The 14,785-nt window shown below is 43.5% G+C and carries 11 protein-coding genes and 1 riboswitch; of the genes, 2 read left to right on the top strand and 9 right to left on the bottom strand.

The genetic code is table 11. The annotated features are described in order from the left end of the window. Nucleotides 1-21: 21 nt before the first annotated feature. From NI464_RS08935 to NI464_RS08925, 3 genes are all read right to left on the bottom strand, one after another. On the bottom strand, nucleotides 22-1,803 hold the full coding sequence (locus NI464_RS08935; RefSeq protein ID WP_180038786.1) for an acyl-CoA dehydrogenase C-terminal domain-containing protein: 1,782 nt from the start codon (nucleotides 1,801-1,803) through the stop codon (nucleotides 22-24). A 168-nt stretch (nucleotides 1,804-1,971) separates the two neighbouring features. Next, nucleotides 1,972-3,774 (bottom strand): acyl-CoA dehydrogenase C-terminal domain-containing protein, encoded by a 1,803-nt coding sequence (locus NI464_RS08930; protein WP_253138189.1) that lies wholly within the window; start codon nucleotides 3,772-3,774, stop codon nucleotides 1,972-1,974. Between the two features lie 301 nt (nucleotides 3,775-4,075). Then, on the bottom strand, nucleotides 4,076-4,669 hold the full coding sequence (locus NI464_RS08925; protein WP_138743080.1) for a hypothetical protein: 594 nt from the start codon (nucleotides 4,667-4,669) through the stop codon (nucleotides 4,076-4,078). Nucleotides 4,670-4,804: 135 nt separating this feature from the next. On the opposite strand from NI464_RS08925, the gene baeS reads away from it, so the two are divergent. Continuing rightward, nucleotides 4,805-6,457, top strand: a complete 1,653-nt coding sequence (baeS, locus tag NI464_RS08920; RefSeq protein ID WP_253138188.1) for a sensor histidine kinase efflux regulator BaeS — start codon at nucleotides 4,805-4,807, stop codon at nucleotides 6,455-6,457. Nucleotides 6,458-6,470: 13 nt separating this feature from the next. After that, complete coding sequence (locus NI464_RS08915) at nucleotides 6,471-7,157, top strand: response regulator (protein ID WP_004278304.1); 687 nt, start codon at nucleotides 6,471-6,473, stop codon at nucleotides 7,155-7,157. A 44-nt stretch (nucleotides 7,158-7,201) separates the two neighbouring features. Here the strand turns inward: NI464_RS08915 and NI464_RS08910 are convergent, their stop codons facing one another. The 6 genes from NI464_RS08910 to NI464_RS08885 form a co-directional block, all read right to left on the bottom strand. Continuing rightward, a complete protein-coding gene (locus NI464_RS08910) occupies nucleotides 7,202-7,840 on the bottom strand; it encodes a hypothetical protein (protein ID WP_253138187.1) in 639 nt (212 codons plus the stop codon). Nucleotides 7,841-7,858: 18 nt separating this feature from the next. Then, a complete protein-coding gene (locus tag NI464_RS08905; protein WP_253138186.1) occupies nucleotides 7,859-9,304 on the bottom strand; it encodes a protein adenylyltransferase SelO in 1,446 nt (481 codons plus the stop codon). Between the two features lie 132 nt (nucleotides 9,305-9,436). Next, complete coding sequence (locus NI464_RS08900) at nucleotides 9,437-10,603, bottom strand: acyl-CoA desaturase (RefSeq protein ID WP_004647507.1); 1,167 nt, start codon at nucleotides 10,601-10,603, stop codon at nucleotides 9,437-9,439. A gap of 440 nt (nucleotides 10,604-11,043) precedes the next feature. Further along, a complete protein-coding gene (locus NI464_RS08895; RefSeq protein ID WP_253138185.1) occupies nucleotides 11,044-11,757 on the bottom strand; it encodes a glycerophosphodiester phosphodiesterase in 714 nt (237 codons plus the stop codon). 142 nt (nucleotides 11,758-11,899) lie between these two features. Continuing rightward, a complete protein-coding gene (locus NI464_RS08890; protein WP_253138184.1) occupies nucleotides 11,900-12,484 on the bottom strand; it encodes a cob(I)yrinic acid a,c-diamide adenosyltransferase in 585 nt (194 codons plus the stop codon). A gap of 102 nt (nucleotides 12,485-12,586) precedes the next feature. Then, complete coding sequence (locus NI464_RS08885; RefSeq protein WP_253138183.1) at nucleotides 12,587-14,410, bottom strand: TonB-dependent receptor plug domain-containing protein; 1,824 nt, start codon at nucleotides 14,408-14,410, stop codon at nucleotides 12,587-12,589. A gap of 38 nt (nucleotides 14,411-14,448) precedes the next feature. Beyond that, a riboswitch (cobalamin riboswitch) is annotated at nucleotides 14,449-14,657 on the bottom strand. Between the last annotated feature and the right edge of the window lie 128 nt (nucleotides 14,658-14,785).

The following is a 14,785-nucleotide window of genomic DNA, read 5'->3' as shown; positions in this document are numbered from 1 at the left end:
TTTTTATTGCAGATTTTTAGCTTAAGCTTGAGTCGTGAAATAATCTTCAGAGAAGTTCATGATGACGTCAGAACCTGATTTCACTTTAGTAATGCGTAATGCCAGTTCAGGCAGAATGCGTTGTACAAAGTAACGTGCCAGAGCGATTTTATTTTGATAGAACTCACCGTCTTTATTTTTCGCTGCATTGGTAATGCGCGCGAACATATAAGAGAAGCTCAACAGACCTACAGCGTGCAGATAGTCAACTGCGGTTGCATTCGGGAAGTCATGGCTTTCTCGTGCTGCTTCCAGAATGTACTGAGTCACCGATTCAACTTCAGTTGCTGCATCCAGTGTGGCATCTTTAATAAAGTTTAGATCCGCATCCAGACTATTGGCAAAGTCACGGATTTCAGAGATATATTCAGAGATATATTCGCCGCCACATTTAATGGTTTTGCGGCCGATCAAGTCTTGTGACTGTACACCGTTGGTGCCTTCATAGATCTGGGAAATACGTAGGTCACGGATACATTGCTCCAAGCCCCATTCACGGATATAGCCATGACCACCGAAGACCATTTGTGCATCTAGGGTCGCCTGGAATGCGGTATCCGTTAAATACGCTTTCGCGATTGGTGTTAATAGCGCAACGCGGTCATTGGCTTTTTTCACCGCTTCAGGATCAGTAGAGAATTTGGTGATATCCAGTTGCTGACCTACATAAACTGCAAAGGCACGCGAAGCTTCATTATTGGCACGTACATTCAGCAGCATACGGCGTACATCACCATGCACTAGAATACTGTCCGCAGGTTTGTTTGGTGATTGAACGCCAGCCGCGCTGCGACCCTGTAAACGGTCTGTCGCATATTGCGCAGCGTTTTGATAAGCGAATTCAGAAGCGCCTAGGCCTTGGATACCCATCGACAGACGTTCATAGTTCATCATCACGAACATTGCAGCGAGACCTTCATTTTCTTTACCAACGAGGTAACCTTTCGCACCGTCAAAGTTCATTACACAGGTTGCTGATGCCTTGATTCCCATCTTGTGTTCGATTGAACCTGGGCCGACCGGGTTACGTTCGCCAATAGAACCATCTTCATTCACCAGGAATTTCGGTACGATGAAGAGGGAAATACCACGAGAGCCGGCAGGCGCATCTGGGGTTTTTGCCAGAACTAAATGAATGATGTTTTCCGCCAGGTCATGGTCACCGCCAGTGATGAAAATCTTGGTGCCGCTGATGCTATAAGTGCCGTCTTCGTTACGTTCAGCTTTGGTTTTGATAATACCCAGATCAGTACCGGCATGTGGTTCGGTTAAGCACATGGTGCCTGACCACTCACCCGAATAAATTTTAGGTAAATAGGTTTCTTTTTGTGCTTGTGAAGCATAGCTGTTCAGCGCCATGCCCGCACCAACAGAAAGCAATGGATACAGCATGAAAGACGGGTTGGTGGCAAACAGCATTTCATCAGAAAGTACCGTTAGCATTTTCGGCATTTCCTGGCCGCCCCATTCCATATCTGCGCCCAGACCAATCCAGCCACCTTCTGCATATTGTTTGAACGCTTCTTTAAAGCCAGCAGGTGTGGTCACATTACCATTTTCAATTTTTGCGCCTTCTTCATCGCCGGTACGGTTCAGAGGAAGCATGACGTTTTGAGAAAATTTTGCCATTTCTTCAAGAATCGCTTCTGCTGTCGCAGCATCCAGATGCGCTAGATTTTCATTGGCCTGCCAGAATTGTTCTGCATTGAAGACATCGTTCAGGATGAATTTCATATCGGCAAGTGGCGCGTTATAAATTGGCATGGTGTGTCACCTGTTTATTGTTTGATTAAATGAGTTTTAATCAGTCTAAAACACTCAAAATCTGAATGTTAGACGACTAAAGGTTAATTCTGTAACTCTTTATAAAGAAAAAGGACTGCCTGTTGATTGACCGTCCTTTTTCTGAAATGTAGCTAGTCTGAGACTAACTTAGAATGCAAAGTGTTCCGCATCCAGGTTCATCAATGGCTCTACACCTGTCGCAATCACTTCAACGTGTGAACGAACGCGTGGCAGGATTTTCTTGAAGTAGAAGCGTGCTGTCGTCACTTTGGCATTGTAGAAATCAACATCAGTGGTGCCCGCAGCCAGTTGCTCCTGAGCAACCAATGCCATACGTGCCCATAGGTAAGCTAGAGTGACATAACCAGAGAAGTAGAGGTAATCGACTGCAGCCGCACCCACTTCTTCAGGGTTTTGCATCGCGCGCATACCAATCTGCATGGTCAGATCGCCCCATTCTTTGTTCAAGGCAGCCAATGGTTTAACGAATTCTTTCATTGCAGCATTGTCTTTGTGCGCTTCAGCAAATTTATGGATGATCTTGGTGAAGTCTTTCAACATTGCACCTTGCGTACCCAATACTTTACGGCCTAACAAGTCTAGTGCCTGAATTTCAGTGGTACCTTCGTACAGGCAAGCAATACGTGTATCACGTACGATCTGCTCCATACCGTGCTCAGAAATAAAGCCATGACCACCGAATACCTGAACACCGTGTTTCGCAGCTTCAGAACCGGTTTCAGTCAGGAATGCTTTTGCGATTGGTGTTAGCAATGACAGGATGTTGTCTGCAAATTTACGGTCTGCTTCTTCTGCAGCATGTTCAACCACGTCAGCATATTGTGCTAACAGGTAAACCAGTGCACGACCACCTTCTGCATATGCTTTTTGAGTTAAAAGCATGTTACGTACCGCAGGATGCACAATGATTGGATCTGCTTCTTTTTCAGGTGCTTTAGGACCAGAAAGAGAGCGCATTGCCAGACGATCTTTTGCGTATGCAAGCGCGCCTTGGAATGAACCTTCAGATGCTGCAAGACCTTGAACTGCTGTACCGATACGTGCTGTGTTCATGAACGTGAACATGCAGTTCAAGCCGCGGTTTTCAGGTCCAATCAGGAAGCCTTTAGCATTGTCAAAGTTGATGACACAAGTCGCGTTACCATGGATACCCATCTTGTGTTCGATCGAACCACAACGTACGCCGTTACGCTCGCCAATAGAACCGTCAGCATTCAGGTTGAATTTTGGCACGATGAATAATGAGATACCTTTGGTACCTTTCGGTGCACCTGGCAGACGAGCAAGTACGATATGGATAATGTTCTCTGCCATGTCGTGTTCACCAGCAGAGATAAAGATCTTCTCGCCAGAGATTGCGTAGCTACCGTCCGCTTGTGGTTCAGCTTTAGTACGGATAATACCCAAGTCAGAACCCGCATGAGATTCAGTTAAGCACATGGTACCCGTCCATTCACCTGAAACCAGTTTAGGCAGGTAAGCGTCTTTTTGTTCAGCTGAACCATGATGTTCTAAAGTACGAACCGCACCGTGAGACAGGCCAGGGTACATGCCCCATGCCCAGTTCGCAGTACCCACCATTTCAGAAATCGCGATACCTAAAGAGTTCGGTAAGCCTTGACCGCCGTATTGTTCTTCAGCAGAAAGAGAAGGGAAGCCAAGCTCGATGTATTTTTGGTACGCTTCTTTAAAGCCAGTCGGAGTCGTAACAACGCCGTCATTCCAGGTACAGCCTTCACGGTCACCGGTCTGGTTGATCGGAGACAATTCGTTTTCACAGAAGTCGGCCGCAGCTTCTAAGTACTGATCTACCAGCTCACGGCTTACGTTTTCTTGGAATGCAGGGAGATTTGCATAGTGTTGTTCAGCATTTAATAATTCATGCAACACAAATTGCATATCACGTAAAGGCGCTTTGTATTGTGGCATATCGGTTTCCTCAATACTGGTTGAACCAGCGTTATAATCTTAGATGAACTAAAACCTGTCTTCACTGACACGGTTTGGAATGATCTAATCGTGCAACAACTTCCCCTGCGGTACAAGCTTTTCGGGGTGTTTTCTTGGTGACTGTAAAGTCAAAGATTAATCTGCATGACGCATTAAAGGTCTTGAGTATAAAGACTTTAGCCATATTCTGCAGGAAACGAATAGTCAACTGTATGCATGAAAGAGCACGCAATAAAAAAGCACCCGAAGGTGCTAGTCGTGAAGCCTTGATTCCTATGCATTAATAGGTAGAGGCTGTGGGCTGGAAACGGACATGACATTTGCCATTGATAGTTTGTTCGCTCATCTTGATCTGTGCAGCAGTCCCGTCTTTTTTGCCTTGACAGGCTTGCAGCATGGCTCGTTGATGTGCCTGATGTTGAGCGAGGCGCTGATCAAACTGTTTAGTCAATTCTGCACGTTTGGCATCCGTCAAGACTTCACCGTGCATCATGCCTCTACGCATATCAGCACGCATTGGACGATGCTCAGCTTTCATGTCGCGATGGCTTTTCATCTCTTTACGATCTGCTTTAAAGACCATCTTGCAGGTGCCGTCTATGGTTTTATCGCCAGTCTTGATTTGAACGGCCGAGCCCACAGCTTTATTGTCGCAGGCCTGTTGAAGCTGTTTGGCAAACTGCATGCGTTCTGCACGCTTTGCCTTAAACTGCTCACGCTGTTCGGGAGTTAGATGCTGTTTTTTGCCTTCATGATGTTTCATCATGTGGGGATGATCATTGCTTGGCACATTGCTGGTGGATTGACAGGCAGTCAACGCGCCCATTGATAAAACACTTGCACTGATTAAAGCTATTTTTGTCATGGTTTGCATTGTATTTATCCCCGTCAAGAAGCTGATTCTATGTCAGATAAAGATTAAACAATAAAGATGAAGAAACAATGAAGAGTTTTTTGCTGCGGTGTTCGCTACAATAATGAATATAGAAGAAAAATTGAGATTTCTATTTTGAACATTCGCCGCATTCCCATTGCATTACGTCTATTTTTGACCGTGCTGTTGACCACGCTGGTCATTACCACGGTAAGTCTGGGTGTATTGCATCTGAATATGCAGCGTAATTTCGCCCGTTATGTCGCTGATGTCGAAATGCAGAAGCTGGATTATGTGATTGAAAATCTGGCAGATGTCTATGCAGTCTATCAGGACTGGGGCAATGCGATTCAGGCACAGATCCTCCAGATGGAAGGTGAAGCCGCACCGGATGATTATGACCGTTTGTCACGCTGGTGGTTACGCCGTCAGTATGATATTGCCTTGCAGCAGCGTTATTTTCAGGAACAGACTCTGGCTCAGGTCGCACCCAGTATGGTAGATCCGGCGCTGCCACAACGTCAGGTCAATGAAGAAGAATTACGTGTGCTGGCATCTAATTTGCCTTCACAGTTTCAGCCCTTTGAAGGCTTGAAATTCCCGCTCAGCTCCAATCAGAATCTGTTTAGGGCTGATCGCAAGAATGGGGAACAGCCAGCACAGCAGCCGACCGGCAAGAAGCAGTTTATCCAGATGCCGGATCGTCTTGGTCTCAGTTCACGTCTTTCTCTGTATGATGCCAAGCGTCGTTTTGTGGTCGGTGAGGCTTCGGATGAGCAGATTTCTTATCGCCCAATTATGGTGAATAACCAGATTGTCGGCTATTTGGGCTTAAAACCGGTTCTGGATCAGGATGATGCCTTAAGTATCAATTTCTTTAGTAACCAGAAGCGTTATTTATTTCTGGTTTATGCACTCAGTATTTTGGCGAGTCTGATTGCGTCCCTGTTATTGGCGACTTATTTCAAAAAGCCGATTCAACGGCTGCTCAATGGCACACGTGCCTTGACCCAAGGAAATTATCAATATCAGGTTAAAGTGAACCGGAATGATGAATTAGGTGATTTATCCAATGAATTAAATGCATTGGCGGTGATTCTGGATCAGCATGAAACCTCACGCCGTCAGTGGGTGGCAGATACTTCGCATGAGTTAAAAACCCCATTGGCAGTGTTGCAAGCACAGATTGAAGCGATGCAGGATGGGATTCGTAAACCAACACCTGAACATTTTTCTTCCATGCTGGCTCAGGTGAACAGCCTGAAAAAACTGACCCAAGATCTGGCCGCGCTAGCACAGGTCGATGCCCAGCAATTACAATTCTATTTGTCGACGGTGAATCCGTGGGAGGTGGTGCAGCAGGAACTCATCAACTTCCAGCCGAATTTTGAGCAGGCTGAATTGACGGTCAATGCAGACGGTGAGGGGACTGAGTTAAATCTGGATCTGGATCGTTTTAAACAGATTGTGGCGAACTTGCTCAGTAACAGTATTCGCTATACTGAAGCAGGCGGGCAGGTGCATATTCATACGACACAAGATGATAAAGAATGGACCTTATATATCGATGATAGTCCGTTTGGTCTGACTGATGAACAACTGGCGCGTATTGGTGAGCGTTTCTACCGTGTCGATGATTCTCGTACCCGGGCGACTGGCGGAACCGGACTGGGTTTGGCATTATCATGTAAAATTACGCAGGCGCTGGGCGGCAGCTTAAGCTTTGCACATTCACCACTGGGTGGTTTACGATGCAAGCTGAGCTTTCCTAAACAAATGAAACCATGAAGGGAATAGATTGATGAAACATGTCATGCTGGTTGAAGATGAAATCGAACTTGCACAGTTGGTGCGAGACTATCTGGAAGCTGCTGGTTTTGAGGTCAGTATGTTTCATGATGGGCAGGAAGCATATAACAGTTTTACCCAGCGTAAACCGAGTCTGATGATTCTGGACTTGATGGTGCCGCGTATGGACGGCCTGACCATTTGCCGTAAGGTACGTGAACAGTCGGATTTACCGATTATTATGGTGACTGCACGTACTGAAGAAATTGACCGTGTGTTGGGTCTGAATATGGGTGCAGATGATTATCTCTGTAAACCATTTAGTCCGAAAGAACTGGTCGCGCGTGTACAGGCTGTGTTACGTCGTCTGGATCGTAAATCAGAACCGGAAAGCAATGATTTATTCCGTATGGACAAATCACAACAGCGCATCTGGTATCAACAAAAAGCCTTGAATTTAACGCCGACCGAATTCCGTTTACTGGAGTTATTCCTGGAACATGTCGGACAGGTATATTCACGTGCGCAATTGCTGGATCATATTAATCCGGACAGTTTTGATGTGGCTGACCGTGTCATTGACAGTCATATCAAGAATTTACGCCGTAAGATTTCAGATGCGGCTGAAACCGGTAACCGTCATGAGTGGATTCAGGCGGTGTATGGTGTGGGCTACCGTTTTGAATATCCTGAAGATTGATTAAAAAATAAATGTGGATGTTATTATTAACCATCCACATTTATTTAAACTTGTACTTTCAGAAAATATAAATAGTTAATCTGGTCCCATAAAAACTCATAGTCTTGCATGAGTGTAATATCGTTTCCGTAAGGCTTAGGAGTTCTATAACTTAATATCGTTCCTTCTTTGTACGTACTTTTATGCCTGAAATCAAAATCACGGGTATCATCCGAATATTTTATTTGGTTGCAATAGTGGGCATGATCAGTTGCGAGAATGAAATAACAAATGTCGATTCCATTTCTCTTGTAAAGTTCTAAATTTGAAAGATCTTTAAAGACATCGTAACGGTTGTTAGGTTCCCGATGGTTACTTTTCTTAAAGAATTTTAGTTCTATAGCAGCACAAGTTTGATGATCACCATCTTGATAACGAATTAAAATATCAATTCTTGCTCGCTCAGATTGACTCTTAATACTCATTGTTTTTAAAGGTAAAAATGTTTCAAACTCTAAATGGAATTTGTCGCTTAACCTAAACTCATACAACTGCCCAAGTGTTTTTAAAATATGTCCTAATTCTAATTGGAAAGCACTTTCGTTATGTGTAATTAATCCTCCAAATGCGAGTTTGTGAGTAAGCAGCTTATATGCTGTTTCAATAATTTCATGTGTCAATTTAGTTTGATCAATTTTTTGCATGTTTTTTGAGTCTATTTATTAAGACGAACAACTCACCATCACTTCAGGCACATCACTTGGCAATGGCGCTAAATCTTCAGGCTGTTCCAAATCGGGCTGTTTCAGGTAAGGCTGACTGAGTAATTTAAACAGACGGTCTACTTCAGAAAAATCATCCCGCTCTGCCAGTTCAATGGCTTTCTGTGCCATATGATTCCGCAGAATATAATGCGGATTGGCCAGTTGCATGGCGGCATCCAATTCTTCTATATCCTGGTGTTCACGGATAGATCCATATTGCGCCAGGAATGCTTCAAACTGGCGTCGGTCCAGACAATCATCTTTAAGGGCTTCATAGTCTTTATTTTGCAACCCGATAAAACTCTGGGTATAGTCTAGTTGCTCACTTTGCAAAATTCGCAGAAAGGCCATAGCGCAGTCAAAACTGTCTTTATGGAAACTTGGCAAGCCCATTTTCTGGTTTAAACCATGTTTATAATGTTCCAAGAATTTTGGTTCATAATGCTCCAGACATGCAGCTAAATCCTGTTTCCATTGTTCTTTGTCATAATCTGTAGGGCAGAGCGGGACCAGATTGTTTAACCATTGCCACAAATTCCAATGTCCGATACTTGGCTGCTGCTGATAGGTATAACGCCCTTGATAATCCGAGTGGTTATTGATCCAGTTCGGACGGAAGCGCTCCATAAAGCCATAAGGACCAAAGTCCAAAGTTGAACCGGTAATATTCAGGTTGTCAGTATTCATCACGCCATGTGCAAAACCAACCAGTTGCCATTTGGCAATCATCACCGCAGTGCGCTGAATAACTTTTGTGGCAAAGCTCAGAATCGGCTGTTCGGCTTGCAGGCATTCTGGATAATGCCATTCGATACATTTCTGGGTAAATTCAGCTAGTAGATCTGGCTGATACTGATTGATCCATTCAAAATGGCCGAAACGGATATGACAGTCTGAAGTACGCAACATCATCGCGCCCGGCTCTAGCTTCTCACGCTGAATACCTTGGATTGATGAAGTAAAACCAACTGCATTACTGGATGCTACACCTAAAGCATTTAAGGCATGACCTGCCAGATACTCACGAATGACTGAACGCAGTACTGCACGACCATCGCCCATGCGTGAATAAGGGGTTGCACCAGCACCTTTTAAATGCAGGTCAATGGTCTGATTATTTTTATCCAGAATTTGCGCAATCAACAACCCGCGACCATCTCCCAACTGTCCTGCCCATTGTCCAAACTGATGACCTGCATAGACCATAGCCAAGGGTTCAAATTCAGTAAAAACTTTCTGACCACTACAAATCTCGACCCATTGCGCCTTGTCTTCATCCGACCATTGCAATTGCTCTGCTAAAGCTGCATTAAAATGTCCGGCTTTCGCACCTTTTAACGGCAGCGGAACTTGATGGTGATAGAGGCGGGCGGGCAGTGTTTGATAGCGAGAGTTAAAATACATGGCATCAGTACAGGATTGGAATAAATTTACTATAACAAAGATAGCTGTATAAAACTGTTGTATAAGCGAGAGTTCACGTTATCTTTCGGACATAAAAAAAGCCCCAATCGGGGCTTTAGTGTTCAACAGCTTTTATTGAGAAACTGCAGATTTTTTCAAATTACGAACCAGTAGATTCAAGGTTTGACGATGATGAGAAAGACGCTGTTCAACCAGCTGGAATTCAACTTTCAGCTTGTCATCCATCTGATGGATTTTTTCAGCCATCGATGCTTTCTTGACCTGAATTTCCTGTTCTTTCAGCTTCGCCCAGTCATTTAAAGTTTGGGTAAATGCATCATATTCCTGTGCGATCTTGGTTTTTACCGCCGAGATATCTTCAGAAACATCATGGCCATATACCGCAAGATCCTGTTCAGCATATTTAAACTTCATTGCCAATTCCGCTTTTTTGATATTAAAGCTAGGAATGCGGCGCAAGTTTTTAGCTAAACCAAGTTTAGAACAAGTCCAGATCAACCATTTAGTTGGATCGTATTGCCACCATTTTACGCCGTTACGGTAATCGTATTGGAAAATGTGGTGATAGTTATGATAACCCTCACCCCAAGTTGCAACCGCGAGTACGAAGTTGTCACGTGCAGTATTTTCGTCGGTATAAGGACGATTTCCCCACATGTGGCAAAGTGAGTTAATGAAGAAGGTTACATGATGGCTCAGGATTAAACGCATTAATCCACCCAACAGCAACACGCCCCAGACATCGCCGACTGCCCAACCAATTGGCAATAAAATCGCAGCATGAACAGCAATCACTAAAGGAACGTAGTATTTGTCCTGGAACATCACCACTTTGTCTTTTAACAGATCTGGCGCATTTTTATAATTGGCTGCACCTGATGGATAATCACGTAACATCCAACCAATATGTGCATACCAGAAGCCTTTATTGATCGAGTACGGGTCTTGATCAACATCATCGACATGACGGTGATGGGTACGGTGACCAGATGCCCAGAATAAAATACTATTCTGTACAGCAAATGTACCCATAATCATCAAGATGATTTTTAATGGTAAAGTGGCTTCATAAGCACGATGTGCCCACAGGCGATGGTATCCTGCTGTAATGCCGAGGCTGCTTACGCCCAGTAAAACAAACATACTGATCCAAGCGGCAGCGCTAAAATCATGGTGATACGCATACAACGGAATCGCAATCAGGGCTACGATCGGTAAAAATACCAATGCAAACACAGCAATCCAGTTGATGGGGGCTTTGGGTAAGGGAGCATTCATCTCCAACAGCACTCCTAGAACCTCGGAAGGTATAACAAAAAGCAGAAACTACTGTTGGTTTTAACAGCAGCCTATCTTGTCCATATTAGCATGTGCCCTAAGGCATCACTAGCATTATTGTACGGTTGTATTGTACTTGTCGGTAACAGAATAAGTAGGGCAGAAGTGACCATTTTGCGAGCGTAGACGGGTTCTGATTTCCGACTAAGTGACTGAGGATTATCACTCTTTCAGAAAATGGAAACCGAATGAATCAGAGGAAAATAGTTGTTCATAATTTCTACAATATTATCAGGAAATTTGCAGAATATAGAGGTTGGGCAACTTAATTTCACTTTCAAATAAAATCTGATTAAGGAAGATTCACACTTTCATTATTACATTTTCGAAATGAACTGGATCAAGAAATACCTAGATCAATCAAGGCTAAGAGAGATTATTTAGAGTTGTTGTAGCATCAATTTTGGATAATCGGTAATCACCCCCTGAATGCCCCAGTCTCGCAGCTGTTTGGCACGGGTGACATCATTGACCGTCCAGACACTGATATTCAACTCGGCAGCCTGCGTGGCTTGAATCAGGTCTTTACTGGCCAATTCATCCATCCAGCCAATATGACAGCATCCAAGTTCCAGCGCCTGATCAATAGCTTGATGTTTGACATCGGTTTCAACCAATAAACCGCGTTTTAAACGTGAGTTTTGCTGTTTGAAAGCATCCAGAATTTTGGCATCAAAGCTGGTAATAATAGCTGCCTGCTCATAGCCTTGTAACTGCTGTTCGACTTCAAACGCGATTTTTTCAGCTGCTGCTTCAGATGCTACGCTTTTAATTTCGACTTCAATATGCTCGAAATTTCGAATGACATTTAAGGTTTGATCGAGCAATGGGGTCGCTTCGATTTTATTCCATTCTGACCAGGCCACTGCGTGATTATATTGGGTAAGATCTTGACGGTTACACTCGTATAGATGCTTCTGCAAACCGGTGGTACGCACAAAGTCGTCATCATGCATGATGATTAAGGCATTGTCTTTGAGCTGACGGACATCAAACTCAACGGCGCGAATGCCAATCTCCTGAATATATTGAAAACCGCCCAAGGTATTTTCAGGGGCTTCGCCACGTGCACCACGATGACCAATTATGCGCATAAGATGCTCATGAGTGGGAAAGTTAAGTTCATTTTGCGAGGGCTACGTGACAGAAGAGTGACACTTTCTATTTTCGTCAGATGTTCTGTAAAATCAAGAGACATCTGACGTGTATTTTTAGATAGCAACTTGAAACATAATTTTACTTTTCGATGCTGTCATTGATATTTTTTTGCCACAGCACTTCGAAACCGCCCTCAGCGCGTTGCAGGGTGCGTGATGCTACAAATAACCAGTCCGATAAACGGTTAAGTAGTTGCAGCGACGCTGCCTGAATATTTTGGTCACGGTGATGTACCGACATTACGCTGCGTTCTGCACGACGGCAGACTGCACGCGCCTGATGGGCAAAGCTGCACACCAGCGTTCCGGCAGGCAGAATAAAATCTTTTAACATCGGCAACGCTTCATTCATGCGGTCGATATCATTTTCCAGAAACTCAATCGATACCGGTTGCACCAGATTAAAACCCGGAATACACACTTCACCGCCCAGATCAAATAACCAGTGCTGGATCAGGCTTAAAGATTTATCCCAAGCGGCTTGATCTTTAATAGTGCTTGCTGAAATTTGTGCGCGTAATACGCCAATCACGGCATTCAGTTCGTCGACATCGCCGAGTGCATCAATACGTAAATCATCTTTGGCAACACGTGAGCCATCACCGAGTCCGGTAGTGCCTGAATCGCCTGTGCGCGTGTAAATTTTACTTAAACGGTGGCCCATATGTGTTCCTTGAATTTTTAATGAAGATAATAAAAAAGGATAATGTCGGTCATAACATTATCCATAAACTGCGCTGTTTTAAAGTTTTTTGCTGTTTAGAGCTTAGTATTTAAAAGTGATTCCAATAGAAGCGAGGCGGTCACTGGCAATGTAATAAGATGTGGCATCATTAAATGCTGTTTTGTAATTGGTATCACCTAGGTTACGAATATTCACAAAGGTTTTTAAGTGAGGATTCACTTGCCAATAGGCATTCATATCAATGACTGCATAGCCTGGAATAAGGCCTTTATCCTCCTTAGATTTACCTTTAGCTACTAAAGACGTGGACGCACCATATTGACCATTATCCCAACCCAAGGTTAGGTTGAAGTTTTGGCGTGGGCGATTTGGCAAATCTTTATCTTTATCATCGTTCTTGGCTTGAATATACGCATATTCAGCATTGGCATAGAAGTCATCTTGTGTCAATTTTAAACCCAATTCAGCACCATTAAAGGTGGCGCTGTCCATATTTTCAAATACCCAGTTGGTATCTCCGTTAGAGACCATAATATTGTCGACTTGGGTTTGAAAAGCAGAACCGTATAATGTCATTGATGGGGTGATTAGATGATCAAAACCAATTTCATAAGATACACTTTCTTCTGGTTGTAGGTCAGGATTACCGCCCCACCAAGCGGGTTCACTAATAATTTGCCCGACAACTGGGGCACGAAATGCTGTTCCGACATTGGCATAAATACTTGATGTAGGGCTTAGGGTATGTCGAACAGCGAGTTGTCCTACACTATGTGTACCAAATTGCTGATTGTCTTCAACTCGAATACCCGCTTGGGTGCTGATGACATCATTTTGATATTGGTGCTGTAAATAATAGCCAGTGCTATCATTTTCATCTTTAAAGGTGTTTAAACTTTCAGCTTCTGTCTTATTGTAATGTACACCCGCAAGAAGTTTATGCTCGGCGTTGATTTGCCATTGAATATTGGAATCTATTTCTTGTTGTTCAGTGATTACAGTCGATGGATAAGCGCTTTGTACAATTACGTATTCATCTTCAAATTGTGATAGGCGAGTTTCCCACACTAAATTTGGATTAAGCTTAAAATAACCTTTAATATTATAAAGGCGATTGGTGAAATCATAAGCTTCTGGTGCACCATAAGAGAAGTAGTCGCCGTGACCTTCATTTTCTTTAAATTCCGCTGACAATCCAAAGTTGTCTTGATCAACGCCTAATTTCGCTGAATAGCCTTTTTGATCGAAACCTGCTTTTTTAGATTGATTGCTAATAATTTGGTCACCATCTGTTTCTAGGCGTTGCCCACGAATTTGGGCGTAATAGCCATTTTCAGCAGCATCAACACCGACAAGTGATTTGTAGGTATTTTTTTCACCGACTTCGACCGTTGTAAACGCACTATTTTCTGTCGGTGTTTTGGAAATGAGTTGAATTACACCTCCAATTGCATCAGTACCATATTGTACCGATGCAGGGCCTTTTAGAATTTCAATTTGCTTAATGTCTGTCGTATCAATTAAATGTAAATTTGTACCTGCAACAGTTGCGGTATTGGAGCGCATACCATCTTGTAAAATTAAGGTATGTGCGGCATTGCTGCCACGTAAGAAAATTGAAGCTGGTTGACCATAGCCACCCACTTGTTTGACTGATAGCGCTGCTTCTTTCGTTAATAATGAAGGTAAGTCAGCAATAGGGGATTGTTGAATCGTTTTTTCATCAATCACATTTAGACGCATCGGCACATTTTCAATATTTTGTTCGCTGCGTGATGCCGTGATCACAATGGTATCTAAAGATGCTTTTGCAACTTTTTGCTCGTTAGCAAAAACAGATGAAGTGGTACCCAACGCAAGTGCGATCGCACCTACCAAGGCAGTAGGTTGACAATGAAGTGACATGTTAAAGCTCCATACATTCACTTCCCCGTGAATGATTGAGTTATAGAACACAGCAAGCAGGTTTCCGGACTTAAATGTGCAAAGCAGCGACTTTGCTGTATATCCACCTTCCCACATCAAGATGCAGTGGTGTAAACCAAAGAGTTTAATGAGATACGTTTCATTTTTTACCGTTGCGGGGGCAGTGCTGGATTTACACCAGCTTCCCTAAAGCCTGAAGGCTTGGACTTGCTGCAAAGTGAGCGCAGTATAAAGTCAATATGAGTTATACACAATCTGCATAGAGAATAATCCAGATGAACTTTACGCAAGTCAGAAAAATTGCATTACAATGATTTGCCCCAATCTTATAGATTGTTCAATACATTGGTAGAT

This window comes from Acinetobacter lwoffii, from assembly GCF_024129685.1.
GTDB classification, from domain to species: domain Bacteria; phylum Pseudomonadota; class Gammaproteobacteria; order Pseudomonadales; family Moraxellaceae; genus Acinetobacter; species Acinetobacter lwoffii_X.
The sequence above is the reverse complement of the archived record's forward strand: the minus strand, read 5'-3'. Positions and strand labels throughout refer to the sequence as shown.